The organism is Acinetobacter sp. ESBL14, assembly GCF_036668815.1.
GTDB classification, from domain to species: Bacteria; Pseudomonadota; Gammaproteobacteria; order Pseudomonadales; family Moraxellaceae; genus Acinetobacter; species Acinetobacter gyllenbergii.
On the sequence record NZ_JAZEVS010000007.1, the window covers coordinates 19,684 to 39,195 of the forward strand.

At 42.1% G+C, this 19,512-nt stretch carries 14 protein-coding genes; 10 read left to right on the forward strand and 4 right to left on the reverse strand.

What is annotated here, in order from left to right; all coding sequences use genetic code 11:
- Nucleotides 1-58 precede the first annotated feature (58 nt).
- The 6 genes from ftsH (at nt 59) to V6E90_RS18230 (ending at nt 7,064) form a co-directional block, all read left to right on the forward strand.
- The gene (gene ftsH / locus V6E90_RS18205; protein ID WP_016543040.1) at nt 59-1,954 is read left to right on the forward strand and encodes an ATP-dependent zinc metalloprotease FtsH; all 1,896 of its coding nucleotides are present in this window, start codon (nt 59-61) and stop codon (nt 1,952-1,954) included.
- Between the two features lie 133 nt (nt 1,955-2,087).
- A complete protein-coding gene (gene folP, locus V6E90_RS18210) occupies nt 2,088-2,939 on the forward strand; it encodes a dihydropteroate synthase (protein WP_016543041.1) in 852 nt (283 codons plus the stop codon).
- Between the two features lie 93 nt (nt 2,940-3,032).
- A complete protein-coding gene (locus V6E90_RS18215) occupies nt 3,033-3,791 on the forward strand; it encodes an SIMPL domain-containing protein (RefSeq protein WP_004801588.1) in 759 nt (252 codons plus the stop codon).
- A gap of 134 nt (nt 3,792-3,925) precedes the next feature.
- On the forward strand, nt 3,926-5,566 hold the full coding sequence (locus V6E90_RS18220; RefSeq protein ID WP_332606121.1) for a vWA domain-containing protein: 1,641 nt from the start codon (nt 3,926-3,928) through the stop codon (nt 5,564-5,566).
- Nucleotides 5,567-5,652: 86 nt separating this feature from the next.
- A complete protein-coding gene (locus V6E90_RS18225) occupies nt 5,653-6,561 on the forward strand; it encodes a pyridoxal-phosphate dependent enzyme (RefSeq protein WP_332606122.1) in 909 nt (302 codons plus the stop codon).
- A 188-nt stretch (nt 6,562-6,749) separates the two neighbouring features.
- A complete protein-coding gene (locus tag V6E90_RS18230; RefSeq protein ID WP_016543046.1) occupies nt 6,750-7,064 on the forward strand; it encodes a DUF5713 family protein in 315 nt (104 codons plus the stop codon).
- Nucleotides 7,065-7,096: 32 nt separating this feature from the next.
- Here V6E90_RS18230 and V6E90_RS18235 read toward each other — a convergent pair whose 3' ends face one another.
- Entirely contained in the window at nt 7,097-8,698 is a 1,602-nt protein-coding gene (locus V6E90_RS18235; RefSeq protein WP_332606123.1) for an alpha/beta hydrolase family protein, read from the reverse strand.
- 123 nt (nt 8,699-8,821) lie between these two features.
- The gene (locus V6E90_RS18240; protein WP_332606124.1) at nt 8,822-9,772 is read right to left on the reverse strand and encodes a DMT family transporter; all 951 of its coding nucleotides are present in this window, start codon (nt 9,770-9,772) and stop codon (nt 8,822-8,824) included.
- Nucleotides 9,773-10,143: 371 nt separating this feature from the next.
- Here V6E90_RS18240 and pnuC point away from each other — a divergent pair, with 371 nt between their 5' ends.
- Nucleotides 10,144-10,749 (forward strand): nicotinamide riboside transporter PnuC, encoded by a 606-nt coding sequence (gene pnuC, locus V6E90_RS18245; RefSeq protein ID WP_332606125.1) that lies wholly within the window; start codon nt 10,144-10,146, stop codon nt 10,747-10,749.
- A 43-nt stretch (nt 10,750-10,792) separates the two neighbouring features.
- Here pnuC and V6E90_RS18250 read toward each other — a convergent pair whose 3' ends face one another.
- The gene (locus V6E90_RS18250) at nt 10,793-11,935 is read right to left on the reverse strand and encodes a glycerophosphodiester phosphodiesterase (protein ID WP_332606126.1); all 1,143 of its coding nucleotides are present in this window, start codon (nt 11,933-11,935) and stop codon (nt 10,793-10,795) included.
- Between the two features lie 172 nt (nt 11,936-12,107).
- Entirely contained in the window at nt 12,108-13,721 is a 1,614-nt protein-coding gene (locus V6E90_RS18255; protein WP_332606127.1) for a phosphoethanolamine transferase, read from the reverse strand.
- A gap of 332 nt (nt 13,722-14,053) precedes the next feature.
- Between V6E90_RS18255 and V6E90_RS18260 the strand changes: the two genes are divergently transcribed.
- From V6E90_RS18260 to V6E90_RS18270, 3 genes are all read left to right on the forward strand, one after another.
- On the forward strand, nt 14,054-17,158 hold the full coding sequence (locus tag V6E90_RS18260; RefSeq protein WP_332606128.1) for an efflux RND transporter permease subunit: 3,105 nt from the start codon (nt 14,054-14,056) through the stop codon (nt 17,156-17,158).
- Between the two features lie 293 nt (nt 17,159-17,451).
- On the forward strand, nt 17,452-18,789 hold the full coding sequence (gene mgtE, locus V6E90_RS18265) for a magnesium transporter (protein WP_016543054.1): 1,338 nt from the start codon (nt 17,452-17,454) through the stop codon (nt 18,787-18,789).
- 77 nt (nt 18,790-18,866) lie between these two features.
- Entirely contained in the window at nt 18,867-19,460 is a 594-nt protein-coding gene (locus V6E90_RS18270) for a DUF4112 domain-containing protein (RefSeq protein WP_023271418.1), read from the forward strand.
- Nucleotides 19,461-19,512 lie beyond the last annotated feature (52 nt).

A 19,512-nucleotide genomic window follows, 5' to 3' on the forward strand; every position in this document is an offset into this window, starting at 1 on the left:
TTGTGAAGGTCAGCCAAGATTAGGTATGATCAAATTAGATTGATATGGGAATAAAGCCTTGAGCGATTACTTCAAGAATGCCGTATTGTGGCTCATCATACTCGGTGTTCTGATTTTGATTTTTAGCAACGTCAGTGACCGCAATAAGCCTGCAGCGATGAAATATTCTGATTTCGTTGCAGCGGTGAACGCTGGGCAAATTAAACAAGTCACAATTGACGGTTTAAATATTAATGGTGAAAAAACCAATGGTTCTTCATTTGAGACGGTTCGTCCACAAGTCGAAGACACTGAGTTGCTACCAAGCTTAAATAAACAAAATGTAGTGGTTGAGGGCACAGCGCCACAACGTCAAGGCATTTTGATGCAACTTCTCATTGCGAGTTTCCCAGTATTGCTCATCATCTTATTATTCATGTTCTTCATGCGTAATATGGGCGGTGGTGCTGGTGGCAAAAACGGTCCTATGAGTTTTGGTAAGTCAAAAGCAAAAATGTTATCTGAAGATCAAATCAAGTTAACATTTAGTGACGTTGCTGGTTGTGACGAAGCAAAACAAGAAGTGGTTGAAATCGTTGATTTCTTAAAAGACCCAGCCAAATTCAAACGCTTAGGCGCAACCATTCCTCGTGGTGTATTGATGGTTGGTCCTCCTGGTACAGGTAAAACATTATTGGCGAAAGCAATCGCGGGTGAAGCTAAAGTTCCATTCTTTAGTATCTCGGGTTCTGACTTCGTTGAGATGTTTGTCGGTGTCGGTGCTTCACGTGTTCGTGACATGTTTGAACAAGCAAAACGCCATGCGCCATGTATCATCTTTATTGATGAGATTGATGCAGTTGGTCGTCATCGTGGTTCTGGTACAGGGGGTGGTCATGATGAGCGTGAACAAACCTTGAACCAAATGCTTGTTGAAATGGATGGTTTTGAAGGCAATGAAGGCGTTATCGTTATTGCTGCAACCAACCGTGTAGACGTATTGGATAAAGCTTTGCTTCGTCCAGGCCGTTTTGACCGTCAAGTGATGGTTGGTTTACCTGACATCCGTGGTCGTGAGCAAATCTTGAATGTTCACTTGAAGAAATTACCTTCAGTGACAGGTGTAGATCTTAAAGTACTTGCACGTGGTACACCGGGCTTTTCTGGTGCACAATTGGCAAACTTGGTCAACGAAGCTGCATTGTTTGCTGCTCGCCGTAATAAAAACACGGTGGATATGCATGACTTTGAAGATGCGAAAGACAAGATTTACATGGGTCCTGAGCGTAAATCGATGGTGATTCGTGAAGAAGAACGTCGTGCAACGGCTTACCATGAAGCAGGACATGCGATTGTTGCTGAAATTTTGCCAGGTACAGACCCTGTGCATAAAGTAACGATCATGCCACGTGGTTGGGCATTGGGTGTGACTTGGCAGTTGCCTGAGCAAGATCAGACCAGCCATTATAAAGATAAGATGTTGAATGAACTTTCAATCTTGTTTGGTGGTCGTATTGCTGAAGAAGTATTCATTAACCAAATGTCGACTGGCGCATCTAACGACTTTGAACGTGCAACTAAAATGGCGCGTGCAATGGTAACCAAATATGGTATGTCAGATCGCCTTGGTGTGATGGTATATGAAGATGAAAACCAAAATGGTTTCTTCGGTAATGTGGGTAGCCGTACCATTTCTGAAGCTACACAACAAAAAGTAGATGAAGAAGTTCGCCGTATTTTGGATGAACAGTACAAAGTTGCACGTGATATCTTGGAAAATAACAAAGATATCGCACATGCCATGGTAAAAGCCTTGATGGATTGGGAAACAATCGATCGTGATCAAATCCGTGACATTATGGAAGGGCGTGAACCACAACCACCTAAAGTTTATGTTGCTGATAATCCAGTGGCTGCATTTGAACCACCGAAAGATGGTCCATCGACGCCACCACCATTACCAGCAATGGGTTAATCCAAGATAAAATAAAAAGAGCGACTTCGGTCGCTCTTTTTTTGTCTTGATTATGGCCTAAACTGAAAATAAATCAGCTATGCAGCAATCTCTGTCTTGTTAAAATAAGCCGATTCCAATGTGGAGCATTTTGATGCAATTGATGCCCTTAGCACAATGTCAGTTACAGTGTGGCCGTTTTAAATTAGACCTCTCCCAACCCCAAGTGATGGGAATTTTAAATGTCACGCCTGATTCATTTAGTGATGGTGGGCAACATCATCAAAAAGACCAAGCCATTCAACATGCGTTGCAGATGATGCAAGATGGTGCAACCATTATTGATATTGGAGGAGAGTCAACTCGTCCCAATGCATCACCCGTTGCTTTAGAAGAAGAAATTCGCCGTGTGATTCCTGTGGTTGAAGCATTATCTAAATACGATGTGATCATCTCGATTGATACCAGTCAGCCTGAAGTGATGCGTGCAGCCGTACAGGCTGGTGCGCATATCTGGAATGATGTCCGTGCATTAACTCGCCCACAGGCTTTAGAAACCGCAGCTGAGTTGAATATCCCTGTGGTCTTAATGCATATGCGCGGTGAACCTACTAATATGAATCAACTGGATCAATATCACGATGTGACTGAAGAGGTGATTCAGGAGTTGCAACAACGCTTAGATCAAGCAGTTGCAGTTGGGGTGAGAAAAGAAAATATCATCATTGACCCTGGTTTTGGCTTCGCTAAAAATGCACAGCAAAATTTCCAATTACTTAATGAGTTCTGGAAACTCAATCGAATGGGCTATCCAATCTTATCGGGTCTGTCGCGGAAGCGTTTTATTGGAGAGGCCTTAGATGGTGTACCGGCGCAGGAGCGAGCGGTTGGAAGCGTAATGGGGCATGTATTGAGTATTCAGCAGGGTGCTAATATTGTACGGGCACATGATGTAAAAGCCACCAGTGATGCCATTAAAGTCTGGAACAGGATGCAAAATAACTAAGCTGGGCTGAGTCAGTAGAGCGCTAAGGCTCTATTGACTTGCTGAATCAGATTAAATATAACAAATATATAATGAAGATGAGTAATATTAAAAATGGAAAATAAAACAATCACATATAAAAGTTTATGGGTGTTTGCCCTGATTCTGAGTCTTGGTTTTATTGTTTCTGCTGGTGTGATGGGTTATGCGCTTAAACAGTTTAATAGCACAAAAAATTCAATTACAGTCAAAGGCTTAGCGGAAAAGCCGATTCAAGCAGATTCTGCACGATGGGAAATCAACTTACAAACTAACCACACTTCTGACACGATTCCAGAAGCCTATCAATTACTTGATCAACAAATGAAAGCATTACAGGCGTTCTTTGTTGAACATGGCTTTAAAGCCGCAGATATGCAACTCGGAAATAAACGTTCTGATTCTTATTATGAGGAAGTTGATACAGGTGAGGGGCGTACTAAGCGTGAGTTCAAAGGCTATATCGCATTACAATCGTTGGTGATCAGTAGTCGCGATATCAAGAAAATTGAACAGGCGGCAAAAGATGCTTATCTGTTGGATGAGAAAGGCATTTCGATTGAACAAAAACCTGAATATCTGGTATCAAATCTTGAAGAAATCAAAATGTCCTTGATTGCTAATGCCACCAAAAATGCCTATAGCCGAGCCAATGAGTTTGCCAAAGTTGGTGGGGTAAAGGTCGGGATGATGCGTTCAGCCAGCCAAGGTGCATTTTATATCCTGCCTGAGAGTGGTTCGGATGATGATAGTGATTATGGCGGTGCTTATGACAAAGCCACCATCAACAAAATTGCCCGTGTGGTGGTGACCATTAATTATGCAATTGAGTAAAATTTAAGCTTTAGATTCAGGATAACTGATTTTAATAAGATACATACGAATACCATGTATCTTTGTTTTTTTGCATACAATCTTTGCATATATATTTCATTTGAAAAGACAAAATAGAATTTGGGAATTTAAGCATGCATCAATCTACAAAAATACTTACACTCAGCTTACTTAGTTGTATGATCATGGCTTGTAGTATGCCTGTCAAACACAATGATCAGGTGATGATTGAAACGACAATGCCAGTCTCACCAGCGCCTGTTACGATGTCAAATCAAGGCCTTGCTCAAACGCGTAAGATGGTCGCTCCTGCATCTTATATTGCAGTGATGCCAACGATGGAAAGACCGCGTTTAGAACAAAATACTGAAAAATACCAAAACAATGAGGTCAATCCGGTTCATCGCGTGGCTGATCAGGCCGTTTCAACGTTTAGTATTGATGTGGATACGGGCAGTTATACCAATACCCGCCGTTTTTTGAATGATGATCGTTTGCCACCTGTCGATGCGGTTCGTGCTGAAGAGATGATTAACTATTTTGATTATCAATATCCACAGCCGAATAGTATTCATCCCTTTTCAGTCACCACTGAAACTGTTGATTCGCCGTGGAAAGAAAATGCCAAGTTGATTAAGATCGGGATTCAGGCCAAAGATCTCACCACTAAACAATTGCCTCCTGCTAATCTGGTATTTCTAGTCGATGTCTCAGGTAGTATGGATGCTTCCGATAAGTTGCCTTTAGTCAAACAAACCCTACGTTTACTCACCGAGCAATTACGTCCTCAAGACAAAGTCACCATTATTACTTATGCCAGTGGTGAAAAGCTGGTTTTAGAACCGACTGCGGGGAATGAAAAAGATAAGATTCTTGCGGTCATTAATGCTTTGCAGGCAAGTGGCGCAACGGCAGGGGAACAAGCAATTCAGCTGGCTTATAAACAAGCTGAAAAAGCTTTGGTAAAAAATGGCATTAACCGAATATTATTGGCGACCGATGGTGACTTTAATGTCGGGATTACCGACTTTAATACCTTAAAAGGCATGGTGGCTGAGAAACGCAAAAGCGGAATCTCGTTAACGACATTAGGCTTTGGTACGGGCAATTATAACGAACAGCTGATGGAACAATTGGCAGATGCAGGCGATGGAAACTACAGCTATATCGACAATAAAAATGAAGCGAAAAAAGTAGTCCAACGTCAGCTTTCATCGACGCTTGCAACCGTAGCTCAGGATGTCAAAATTCAGGTCGAATTTAACCCAGCCACGGTGAAAGAATATCGATTGGTGGGTTATGAAAATCGCATGTTAAAGCAGGAAGATTTTAATAATGATAAAGTCGATGCAGGTGATATTGGCGCAGGGCATAACGTTACCGCAATCTATGAAATCATTCCAGTCGGTCAGCAAGGTTGGCTCAATGATTCGCGTTATCAGGAATCTTCGAAAACAGATGCAGCGAAAAAGTCTGAATATGCTTTTGTAAACTTACGCTATAAATTACCAAACCAAGAAAAAAGTATTTTACTCAATCAAGCAGTCAAGGCTGAAAGCAAAACCCTTGCACAGGCAAATAACGATACCCGTTTTGCGATTGCAGTGGCTTCCTATGCGCAGCAATTAAAGGGTGGACAATATAATGGTGCTATGGGCTGGGATCAAATTATCCAGTTAGCACAGCAATCTGCCAAGCCTGACCCCTATCAAATGCGAGAGGAGTTCGTGGAGCTTACCAAGATTGCCAAAAGCTTGAGCGCGAAAAAAGATTAAGCTGTGTTTTTAGCAAAGCGGTTGGAAACATCAAGTGACTGATCGCGAATGCCTTTGATTTTCACAATAAAGAAATGATCGTTGATATGAAGACCCCGTTGATTAGATCGAGTAAGCTAAGTGAGTTGAATGACTGCAATGTGTGGTTAAAAATGGAGTCTGCTCAGCCTACAGGTTCCTTTAAGCAACGTAGTATGGGTAATGCCTGTTTAAAATATGCTGAAAAAGGCGCGAAGAAATTTGTGAGCTCTTCCGGTGGTAATGCAGGGATTTCTGTTGCGCATATGGGTAAGCTGTTAGGCATTGCAGTGACGGTGGTTGTCCCGAAAACAACGTCACAAAAAGCAATCGATTTAATGCGACAGGAAGCTGCTGAAGTGATTGTTCATGGCGACTCTTGGATTGAAGCCAATGAACTTGCGCTCTCTTTTGTTAGTGCGGAAGCCATTTATATTCATCCTTTTGATGATCAATATCTGTGGGATGGCGTTGCCTGTATCATTGATGAAGTGATTGCCGAGGGAATACGTCCTTCAGCAGTGGTTTTATCGGTTGGTGGAGGGAGCTTACTTTCTGGTGTTGCTCAAGGATTACAAACGCATCATCTGGACATTCCCATTTATGCGATTGAAACAGAAGGCACAGCATCTTTGAATATGTCAATACAACGTGGGCAGCATATTAGCTTAGATCAGGTTACAGGTATTGCGACCACACTTGCAGCGAAACGGGTTTGTGAGCAAGCATTTAAGATCGCCCAACAACAAAATGTTCAGGGAATAATGGTTACTGATGCAGATACAGTAAGCGCATGTTTAAAATTCTTAGATGATCATCGTACCTTGGTCGAACCTGCATGTGGTGCAACCTTATCTATTTTATACGATCAAAAACTTAACTTTAGTCCATCTGATGATGTACTGGTGATTGTTTGTGGTGGTGCATCGATCACTTATCAACAGCTCTCAAAATATGCGCAACAATTTGCCTTATAAAAATCAATTTGGCGGTGTTTCATCTTTGCAAAATGCTGATGATTCAGATCAAAAGGGAAGGCCTGAAAAAGTAGATCATTATCCATGTTCAAAAAAGCGGTCGGAAAAACCGCTTTTTTTATGGCTAAATATCGTGATTTTGGTTGGATTATGTTATAAGCATGGCGTTTTATTGCATATTATTTTTTATGTTTGAAAATTTACTCCTCCCGATGTTTGACGATGAATATTATCCCGATATTCTCGTTGCTGAAGTGAAGCAGCATATCCAGCAGTTTTCCAAAAAGGTCAGTCGTACCGATTTATCTGAGACTGAAATCTATCGTTATGCACATCAAACCCTGATTGAAATTAACGAAATGAAGCCGCAGTTTGAAGACTTGGAGTCAAGTTTAGATGATACCGCCGCAGATTATATTGCTGAAGCCATGATGATGGTGGTGCAAGATGTGGGTTATCTGGACATTGAAATGGAAGAATTGATTGCCAATCGAGAGTGGTAAATTTCACTCTCGTTGGTTTTTTATAATAATAACTAATTCGCAGCTGCTCCCTGCCAAAGTTTTGGTAACACAATTTGCCCTGAGATCCATGCTTCAATTTTGGGCTGTTGTATTTTTTGATAATACAGACTTTCGCTATTGATCAATAAACCCAGCGTATCTCCCTCATTGAGTTGTCCATATACACTCGGTAATTCGATGCTTTGTATTTTTCCATTCTGAGCCTTTAAACCCAATCGAATTTGATCATAACTTGTTTTCTTGGCTGGATTAAATGGGGCAGTTTGATCATTTAAAATCGTATATTTTCCTGTGATCTTGGATTTAATCGCCATGGAAATAAATAAGGTCGAGTCTGCATATTTCGCTGTGGTTTCCATGTTTAAACTTAGCAGCGCTGAACCTGTGATTGAGATAGGCTGTTGGGCAGTATGGATAGGCACAAAGACGGCTTGGGCTGTTGTCGGTGCAATCCATGTTTTTTTCAAATCATAGCTGTTGCTGGGTTGCAGATCGGCAAAATAATTGACGGGACTTTGATCGACACATAACTCGGGTAATGATGCAGTCGCTGATTGATCTTTTAACTTGCGGTTAAACCAATCTAAGATGGTTTTTTGTAGATTGTAGTGTTGTTGATCACCACAACGAACCGATTGGCCAATATACCAAAAGGGGGTGTTCCCTCGTGGTGAATGTTGGGTAAATGGCTGTAAATGTCCTCCTTGTACTCCAATTAAATGAACTTCATGCTGCGCCTGTTGGATACATTGTGCTGCTTTAACCCCTTCATTAAAAGGGAAGAGCACATCCCTGAAGCCTTGAATAATCAGGGCATCAGCTTGAGGTGCTTGATTGTGACTGCAAAACCAGCTGGCTTGATGAGTGTTAAGAAAATCATAGGTGGACTGTTTTAACTGTCCTTGTTGAGTAGCTAAATACGCCTGCTTCAGTTCAGGGTCAAATTTATTCCAGTTCCACCAGTCTCCAATTAAATTGAGAAAACCAATCCAATTACTTTTAGGTACACCATTGGGTGCTAGACTATCCACGATGTCATACCAAGTGGTAATCGGTACAATGGCCTGTAAACGTGGATCTAAAGCTGAAGCAAGATACTGCACACCACCTGCATAGGATTCACCAATCATACCAGTACGGACACCGTTTTGATTTTTGGCCAGTTGTGGCAAGTTTTTTTCTGCCCAGTTCATCATGGTGATGACATCTTGCGCTTCTTTTTCTGGATCGGTCAGACGAATTTTGCCCTGACTGTCTCCATGTCCACGTTGGTCATAGCTGATGACCCAATAACCATTTTGCCAAGCAGTTTTTGCCACTTGCCCTGTGGGTAATAAAAAACCATACAAACTGAGCTCTGGGCGTTTCATTCGAGACAGACCAAAGCCATGGGTATGTAAGAGTAAAGGCGCGGTTTGATTCGATGTTAAATGGGGTTGATACACGGTAAATGCGAGTACCGTGCCATCAGGTGCAGTGGTTTTGGCTTGGTAATAGCGCTGTTTGAGTTCTACTGTTTTCAGCGTTATTGAATGAGGTTGTGTCGTCGCATGTACACAACCTTGTAACACCAATATCAGACTACAGCTAAGCCATAAAACGTAAGAACGCATCGATTATTTCATCCTTGAACAAATCTTTGTGATGTCACGCGGAGCGTTAGCACAGTGTACTTGAGCCGATCAATAGATGCTATCACGGATCGGTATAGTTGCCTGACCGAGCCGTTTGCATATTTATTGTGGGCGTGGTCGATTGCGATAGGCGTAAAGAAACAGACCGAAACACAGCAACATTAAGCCAATAACCAGATGTGAGCTGACAGGCTCATGGTTAAACCAAATGCCCCAACAGGTGGCAAACACAGGTGTCAGAATGGTAATCAGCATGACTGTGGTTGGATTGAGTTTCTGAATTAAATGAAAGTAAAAAATCATGGCCAGCACAGAAGAAAATAAGGCGCTATACAGCAGGGCCAAACTGGTTTGTAGACTAGGGAGCTGCGTTGGTGCCTCAGTGAGGAAAAAAGGCAATAAGCACAGATAACCGAACCATGAAACTAGCGTTGAACCTGTGGTTTGGATAATCGGGTGAATCTCGGCACCAACTTTGGCAACGGCAAACATGGAAAAGACATAGAGTAATACGGCAATCATTTCATACAACACCCCAAGTGAGTCTAATTGAATATGATCAGTACCAATCCCCAGTGTCAGAGACAAACCAAAAAGTGCCAGTGTGAGCCCATACCACTGACGTTTTAAAAAGTGTTCACGTTTCAGAATAAACACGGCAATCAGACCTGACCAGAGTGGCGCCGTGCCATAAATAATTGAAATCATACCCGATGAAACACGGGTTGCACCCATATAACAAAAAGTCATAGAACCAAATAATCCAACCGCACCTGCGCTATAACTGATCAAGGCCTGAGGTGTCAGAATAAGCTTTTGTCGAAAATAAAATAGGCAAATCAATGCCAATGGAATGGCGATACTGAATCGGAAAAATAGTCCCCAAGCCCAATGAATCTCGTGCACGGTCAAAACTGCGGCCAGAGGTGTGAATGACCAGATCAGCACGACTGCAATAAATTGACCGACTGTAGCAAGGCGAGGGGAAACAAGGGCCACAGCCGGCTGTATCTGTGTGCTGGATATAAAATTCTTTTCGGGTAACTGGCTCATGTTGAGGTTCCTGTTATAACAACGCTAGATGGGGTTAAAAAATATAGGCAACAAAAAAGGTCGCTGTTGAGGCGACCTTGGGATTCAAATGATGCTTTTTTTAAGGGGTCATCGAATGAAGCTGTACAAAGTCTCCTCGCATAAAAATGCAGACACGTCGCCATGCTGCATGGGCAGAAATAGCATGCGACATCATGATGAAGCGTGGGGAAGACACTTTGTTGCTGAACATATCAACATTCTTAAATTAGCTTTAGATTTTTATAACATAGGCTTTAGGTGGAAAAATAGTCGTTTTCTCAAATAAAGATAAAAATATAAGCAAAGTAAATAAACAATTGGGCATTGCTAAAATTGCAGATTTTTCCATAATGTTGCCATCAAATTCTGAAAGAAGTTTGCTCTTGTCTGCCTTTGAAATTTTTGCGGTAGTGATTAGCTTGATTGGTGTGACCTTAACCATTCGACGCAATATGTGGTGCTGGTGGTTTAATTTTTTAGCGTGTAGTTTGTATGCTTATTTTTTCTTTAGCATTAAGTTATATGGTGAAACGATCCTGCAATTTTTCTTTATTGCGATGAATGTTTATGGATTCTATTACTGGCTCAAAGGCAAACGTGAAGACCATGATATTCGGATTGAACCAATTGCCAAGACCACTGTTTTGGCGCAAATGTGCTTGGCACTGATTTTTGGTGTGCTGTTTGGTTTGCTTCTGAAGCATTTTACCGATGCTGCTGTACCAATGTTAGATTCACAGTTGGTGGCATTTAGTTTACTTGCAACCTATTGGACCAGCCGTAAGCATATTGCCACTTGGATTCTCTGGATTTTTGTCAACATCATCTATGTCGGTATGTTTATTTACAAAGAGGTTTTCCTGACCGCGGGACTCTATGCGGCTTTTGTTGGCTTGGCGGCCTATGGTTGGTGGCAATGGCAACAGGTCAAACAAAAACAACACTTTCACTTATAAATAAAAGGGCAGCTCAGCTGCCCTTTTTATGTGTATTTAAGTCTTATTTCGTCGTTGCCTGATAGGTCTGTACCGCTTGACGGCCTAAGGCTGGATCATCAGTAAATACCCCGTCGACCCCCGCTTTAAAATAAAGCTGCATTTCTTTGAGCGATCCTGTAGGGCAACGTTCAGCTGCTTTCGTCACATCAGCACTACATTTCAGTGTGTCAGGTAGGAAGTTGTTTTCTGGGCGGAAAGTATAAGGATGTACTTTTAAATTCACTTTATGTGCATCTGCAATAAAAGAGGTGGTTTGTGTCATTGCGGCATCTTTAAAGACATAGACTTTCCATGGACCGACGCCATTGGCATAGCTTGAAACGTCTTTGAGACCCTGTGCCGTTGCCAGATCTGCATAGGTTTTAGGATTGTTTTGCGCGACATAATCTGCTGGTTTTGCTTCTGGCGCATCGTAGAGTTGAATCAATTGCGCATGCTTAACACTCTTGTGTAAGTCGAGCTGGCTTTTTAAATATTTTAAATTTCCAACTTCAAAAGATTGTAAATAAATAGGTGCAATATCTCGGCTGTATTGATATTTGGATAAGGTTTTGAGTAAAGCATCTTCCATTGCCAAATTCTGTTGCTGGAAGTAGGTCGGATGTTTGGTTTCAATATATAGGCCAATGATTTTGCCTGTTTTTTTATAATGTGCTTCTGCCAGTTCAATAATTTGTTCTAAGGTTGGAATGGTATAGAGATCATTATATTTTTGGTTGTCTGGTCGGAATTGTGGAATACGTTCACGGGCTTTTAATTGTTGTAACTCTTTCAACGTAAAGTCTTCGGTAAACCAGCCTTCTAAAGTGACGCCATCAATGACTTTGCTTTTTTTACGATCCGCAAATTGAGGGAGGGTGGACACATTGGTGGTACCACCGATTTCATTTTCATGGCGTGCGACCAAGACACCATCTTTGGTTGAAACCAAATCAGGTTCAATAAAATCTGCGCCGTCATCAATGGCTTTTTGATATGAGGCAAGGGTATGTTCTGGTCGAAGTGCACTGGCACCACGATGTCCAATCACTAAAATTTTTGGCAGTTGATATTCAGGTTGAGTGGTATTACTTTGATTATTATTGTCATCATTACAGCCTGCAAGACTGATCAAACAGAGACAAAGCGCAGCTTTTTTAAACATGAATAAACTCATCATTTTTTATTTAAGCGGCTAGTTTGAAAGTTAAAGTTATCAAATCAATGACAGTTGCATGATGCTTTTATGAAATTATCAAGAATCTTGAAATATGTAGGCAATTAATAGCAACTATCCAGTTGGGCAAGTGATCACAACTGGATAGTTGAGTATGGTTTCAGGATTTCTGCTTCCAATACGGCCAATTGATCTCTGGGATAAATTGATAGTTTTTATCTTGCCAATAAGACTGTCCAGGCGATGACTTATCCTTGAGTCCCATGATATGCATCAAATTATTATCAAGTTCAGCGGTATTGATGGTTCTATCTTTATTGACACCCGTGGTGAGCATTTTATCTGACCACATAATTACAGGAACTTGATAGCCTGCTTTGGTATTAGGACTATGCCCAGCATAGTCAATTTCATGTCCAACTTCATTACCATGATCTGACACAACCGTGAATGATCTAAAGTCAGGTACTGCATTGGCTCTCAAGCTATCTAAAAATTGCGCCAGCAGTGAATCTTCATATAGCACGGCATTGTCATAATCATTACGTAAGGAACGAATCCAAGGGTCAATATCGCGATTCTTCAGCTCGGTCTCTACAGTATCATTACTTTCACTGCTGAATTTATTAAACAAGGCCGGATAACGCTCTTTATAATTTGGATGAATACCGACTAGGTGAAGAATAATTAACTTTTTCGGATCCGGGTCTGCCAGTGCTTGCTGATAATCAGGGAGCAAGCTTTCGTCTAAAGAGGTACTGCTGCGTCCAGAGCGATTGTTTTTATACACGGCCTTGTCCGCATAAGAACCAAATAAAGAGGACAGATAGGTATCATCTTGGTTGCTGAGCCAGTAGATCTTATAGCCAGCAGCGCGTGCGTACGCTAAAACACTTTCAGGCGAATATTGATCATGTTCAGATGCAGGACTTTCGGTTAACAAGACCCGTAATGCATTAATAGTCGATGGTGAGGGTGAAAAAGCATTGCAGAATACTTTGATATCAGCCAGTCGTTTCGCTAATTCAGGTGTGGTATCTCGTGCATAACCGCAAACACCTAAATTCAAACTGGTGAGGCTTTCGGAAAGTATCAAGACATGGGTCTGTTTTCCAACTGCTTGTTGGGTCAATGTTAGATTTTGCCGAGCACTAACATCCCATTGCTGATGAACATCTTTGTGCTGCTTAATTCTATTTCTAAAGTCTTCAATTTTAGTCTCAAACTCAGTCCAAAAAATAATAGGGTGGACTTTTCGAGAGGGCTTCATCACATAGCTGGTAATGGTTAATAACACCAATAAGATAATACAACTACGATAAATACGACTGTGCCAGAGTTGGCTAAAATGGACAGGTTTAACCAGTTTAAATACAGAAAAACTATAGAGAGTCAGCACGCTGAGTAAAGCAAAAACCACTGCGGCAATCGTGATTAGATGCAGCTGTAAAAATCCCCAAATCTCTTGATGATTGGTATTGGCAATCGCTTCAATAATAAAATAGGCTTCATTATCACTATTGAATAAAAACCAGGTACTGGAACGTAGCAAGGCATCTAGCCAAGCGATAAACCACCAGGCAATACTAAGCACGTACCAATATATTTTCTGCCGTGTAATGGCCAAATAGATAAACAAAATACCAGGGAGAGACAAAAAGCCGAGCCTTAAACCATCTGATAAATTACCTGCGGCAATCAGCAAGCCGCCTGTAATGAGTGCAGGCAGCAAAATTAGCAGCAGAATATTCAAGTTTTTTAAGCTGGCCTTCATATATGCCTAGTACAGTGAGGGAGAGGAGTTAAGCGTGCTAATATCGGTTTAACGAGGGGATGTGTCAATTCTAAATTAAGAAGTATTTGATTGCACAGTAAATTAAATGAGTTAGCACAGTTAAACTGTTAAATTCGTGCAAATACAGCGCATTAATTTATGCTGAACTTGATCAAAATCCATTATTCCTCCTCAATTTCTGCTTTTTGAAATGATATGTTAATAGGGATGGTGTTTGCCTGAAAGCTCAGTAATGATCGTAGATCGAAAGTATTCGTTTTTTAGCTATCTTTTTGAAAAATTGACTGTTTCTAGAATGGAATAAAACAGCCATGTTATCTAAGTTTTTTATTCATCGCCCGATCTTTGCTGGTGTACTGGCAATCATAGTCATGGCTGTCGGTCTGTTTTCAATTCTAAAATTACCAGTGGAGCGTTATCCCGATATTGCACCGCCACGAATTACGGTTGCGGCAAATTATAGTGGTGCAGATGCACAAGCAGTTGAAGACAGTGTTACCCAAGTTTTAGAACAACAAATCAAAGGCATTGATCATCTGCTGTATTTCAACTCGAGCAGTGATGCCAGTGGTAATAGCCGAATCAGCTTGTTCTTTGACCAAGGTACAGATCCAGATCAAGCACAGGTTCAGGTGCAAAATGCGATTAATGGCGCGATCAATCGCTTACCAGAAGATGTACAACGACAAGGCGTCAATGTCCGCAAGTCGCTGAGCGATTCATTTATGGTGATTGGTCTGGGAGATAAATCAGGGCGTTCAACCAATTTAGATATTTCAGATTATTTAACCAATAACTTTGAGTTAAATCTCAGCCGAATCGAAGGCATTGGCGAGGTCAGTGTATTCGGGTCGCAATATGCCATGCGTATTTGGCTCGACCCACAGCGCCTAGAACGTTATCAATTACAAGTCAGTGATGTTCGTTCAGCCTTGGAAAATCAGAATGCACAGGTAGCAGCAGGTGCGATTGGAGATTTACCTGCCGCTCAAGATCAATATTTAAATGCCAAAGTCACCTCAGGTTCTTTATTACGCACACCTGAACAGTTTGAAAATATTATTGTCAAAGCCAATACAGATGGCAGCTTTGTCTATTTAAAAGATGTGGCACGGGTTGAAGTTGGTGCAGAGAATTATCAAGTCTTTAACCGTTTAAATGGCTATCCCGCATCGGGGCTTTCACTGTCCTTGACGGTTGGGGCCAATGTAATGCAGGTTGCCGATGCGGTGTATAAGGAAGTAGCACGCTTAGAAAAAGCGCTCCCTGAAGGGTATTTTGTGGTCTATCCACGAGACGACACACCTTTCGTGAAAGAGTCGATGTCGCAAGTGGTATCAACCTTGATTGAAGCCATTGGGCTGGTGGTCTTGGTGATGTTTATCTTCCTGCAAAACTGGCGAGCTACTTTAATTCCAGCGGTTACTGTGCCCGTGGTGATTCTTGGAACCTTTGCTGTCTTAGCGGTTTTAGGGATGAGCATCAATACCCTGACTTTGTTTGCGATGGTACTGGCGATTGGTTTGTTGGTTGATGATGCGATTGTGGTGGTGGAGAACGTAGAGCGGCTGATGCATGAACAGCAACTCAGTGCCAAGCAAGCCTCAATTCAGTCCATGCATGAGATTAGTGGTGCCTTGGTCGGGATTACTTTGGTACTGACCGCCGTATTTATTCCAATGTCTTTCTTTAGTGGCGCAACAGGGATTATTTACCGCCAGTTCTCGATTACGCTTGTGGTTGCTATGGGGCTTTCATTGCTGGTGGCTTTGATTCTAACTCCTGCCTTATGTGCGATTTTATTAAAGCCTCAGCACAAACAGGCACGTTGGGCGATCAAGTTCAATCAGGGTTTGGACTATATTAAAACGCGTTATCTCCGTGTTTCACAAAAAGTCATTAACTTAAAAATCGTTTCGCTGTTGGGGATCGTACTACTGATCGGTAGTTTTATTTGGGTTTATCGTGATCTGCCAACCAGCTTTTTACCACAAGAAGATCAAGGCTTGTTAGGCGTTCAATTCCGTTTACCGGAAGGGACACCGATGAGCAAGACCGAAGAGGTCGGAAAACAAATTTCAGATTATTTCCTTGAACATGAAAAGGCCAACCTGAATGGCGTGATGGTGATTCATGGGCGTAACTTTTCAGGAACAGGACAAAATCTGGGGCAGGCTTTTGTTTCATTGAAACATTGGAATGATCGCAAAGGTACAGAAAACAGCGCTCAGCAGATTCGTGCGCGTGCAATGAAGTATTTTTCACAAAATAATCAAGCGCGTATTATGGTGCTGATGCCTTCTGTTATCCGTGGTTTAGGTAACTCTGACAAAATGGAGTTTTGGCTGCAGGACACCAAAGGCTTAGGTCGAGAAAGCTTATTGAGCTCTTTCCGAAGTTTACAGCAAGAGGGTAATGCACTGGCTTCGGTCGAAAATCTAGATAAAAAGGGCAACGATGATCAGGCGGTACTGAATATCAAGATTGATCATAAAGCAGCGATGATTCATGGTCTCAATGTCAGTGAAATTAACCGCACACTCTCGACGGCATGGAGTGGTAGTTATATCAATGACTTTATTGATCGTGGACGAATTAAACGCGTCTATTTGCAGGGGGATGCGCCGTATCGTTCGAAGCCCGAAGACCTGAATTACTGGTATGTCAAAAATGCCAATGGGCAGATGGTGCCATTCTCACAATTTAGTCAGATTAATTGGCAAGGTGCGCCACCGATGTTGGAGCGCTTTATGGGTTATCCTGCGATCAGCTTGGAAGCAGATGCAGCAAATGGCTTTAGTAGTGGGCAGGGGATGCAGGCCATTCGTGGTTTAGTCGATAAAATGCCAGACGTGGGACTAGAATGGAGTGGCTTGTCTTATCAGGAACAGGAGTCCAGTAATCAGGCAATCTGGTTATATCTGGTGTCTGTGGCCTTTATTTTCCTCTGTCTTGCTGCACTGTATGAAAGCTGGTCAATTCCTTCAGTGGTCATGGCCGCGATTCCGCTCGGGATTGGCGGAACCATTCTGTTTAGTTATTGGTTTGGTTTTGCCAATGATATCTACTTCCAGATTGCGTTACTGACCACTATTGGCCTATCTTGTAAAAATGCCATTTTAATGGTGGAGTTCGCAGCAAGTTTGCAGCAGCAAGGCCAGACTGCACTGGACGCAGCTTTACATGCTGCGGGTCTCCGTCTCAGACCGATTTTGATGACCTCGATTGCCTTCGGCGCGGGTGTGATTCCATTGATGTTCTCTAGTGGTGCAGGCGCATTAAGCCGACAAGCGATTGGCTATAGTGTGTTTGGTGGCGTGGTGTTTGGTACGATTCTGGTGCTGATCTTTATTCCGTTTATGTACGTGTTGGTAAGAACCATGTTTAAGCCAAAAGTAAAAATTGAAACGGCTTAAGCACAGTCAAAATCAGCGGCAGCAATGAACAATTCGTTCCATTCATCAAGGTTCGAATTGTTCATTTTTGTTGTCTAAGTTGAGAATATAAAAAAATATTTGTAGTATTGCGATGCCGCATAAGCGGTTGAATGAGGTTTGATCCCCCAAATGGACACGCAGAGTTGTAGTTTATTTCAAATTACACATTTTTATCTTGATTCACATCTGAATGAAGCTCCCTATTCGACAGTAAAATAATACGCTGCGTCTAGTCACCTTCATTACAGATGCTTTGTAGTGAAGAGGCAGACATGAGCTACAATAACTTTTTGTATTTATTAAACGACGCACTTAAAAATAATCATATTGATCTTGCATTGGCATCGGTTGAAACCTTTCAGGCGGTGGATATTGCCGATGTATTAACGCAACTTGCGGTTGAGCAGAGTCAATTACTGCTGACGCATTTACCCGATCGGGCCTATGTCTTTTCCTATCTTCCTCCTAGTGAACAGGTCAAACTGGCCCAAGCCATGCCTAGAAATGTCTTGGCTGAATTGATTGGTGAAATGTCATCGGACAAACGTGCTGACGTATTCAAATGCTTGGATGAAGAACAACAAAATGCGCTATTACCAGCCTTAGCACAGGCGGAGAGAGAGGATATCCGCCAACTGTCATCTTATTTAGAGGGCACAGCAGGGGCGATTATGAGCTCCGAATATGCGACTTTAAAACCGAATATGACGGTCAATGATGCAATTAAAATGTTGCGTCTTGAAGCACCAGATACCGAAATGATCTATTTTGCTTATGTGTTGGATGAAGCACGTAAAATTCTGGGTGTATTGTCTTTAAAACAACTGATTCTTGCACCTGAAGAGCAAAATATTAACGAGTTGATGGAGACCAATGTCTTAACCGCTTATGTCGATACCGACCAAGATGAAGTGGCAAAAACCATTGCTCGTTATGACTTGCTTGCATTGCCAATTATTGATCATCAACAGATGATGGTCGGGATCGTCACCTACGATGACGCGATGGATGTGGCGAGTGAAGAAGCAACCGAAGACTTCTTAAAAGTTGGTGCGGTCAATGCATCATCTAAGCTCAGTATTAAATCTGCGCCCATTCTACAACTTTACCAGAAACGGGTGTTTTGGTTGGTTTTCTTGGTGTTTGGTAGCTTGCTGTCAGGGATCGGGATTGCCCACTATGAAGATGTGATTGCCAAAAATCTGGTATTGGTGTTCTTTTTGCCCTTATTGGTGGGAAGCGGCGGGAATGCCGGATCTCAATCTTCGACCTTGATGGTGCGTGCCTTAGCCACAGGCGATGTGCAATTCAAAGACTGGTTTCATTTGTTAGGGCGAGAAAGCTTAGTGGCATTATGTTTAGGTGGCACTATGGCGGTTGCCGTGTCATTGTTGGGCTATTTCCGTGGTGATGAGATGGTGGCCTTGGTACTGGCACTGAGTATGATGGGGATTGTACTGATGGGCTGTCTGATTGGTATGAGCTTGCCGTTTATTTTAAATAAGGCTGGACTTGACCCTGCCAGTGCTTCTGCGCCGTTGGTCACCTCAATTTGTGATGCGACAGGGGTATTGGTGTATTTATTTATCGCGTCGATGATTTTATTCTGATTGGTAATAATAATTGTACCGACAAAATGGAAAATCTGCTTTATTCTCAAGCATAAACATCGTTTTAGGTTGTATGAATGACAGCTCCAACAGAACAAAAAAAATTAACTCAGCAGCAAGCCATCGCTGTAGAGCGTGATTTAGCCAAATTTGCCAACACCATGGATAGTTTGGTACGGATTCCTTTTACCAAACAGGGAGTCGGGGCCGATGCTGCATTGAGTACTATTCCTTTTGCTGGCGATATCGCGGGTTTTGTTTTGACACTATATGCCTTTAAAAAAGCCAGAGAAGTGGGCGTACCGCAACATAAACTCAAAGGTGTGCTTAAGCTGGCAATTATGGATATGCTGGTCGGATTTGTTCCCATTGTCGGCACTGTATTCGATGTCTTTATTCGACCAAGCCGCAGGACACTGGAAATCGTACATGCGCATATCCGTGAAGAGTATCAGGTGCATAGTGATATTCATGTGGTGCATCCATTTCTACACGAATCACTGGAACAAAAGCAGAAAACATCAGCTTTTTGGCGTAATCCGATCGTGAGTTGGATTTGGTTAAGAATCCCCGATTTATTGGGTATTGCTGTGCTGATTTTATTGGTTGTCGCGGTGTGGGCTGGTTTTAGCTATCTATGGCAATTTTATCAGTCTTTTCAAGCCCACTAGATTTTTAAGCAAAAATAAAGCCTCCATGATGGAGGCTTTATCATTTATCTGA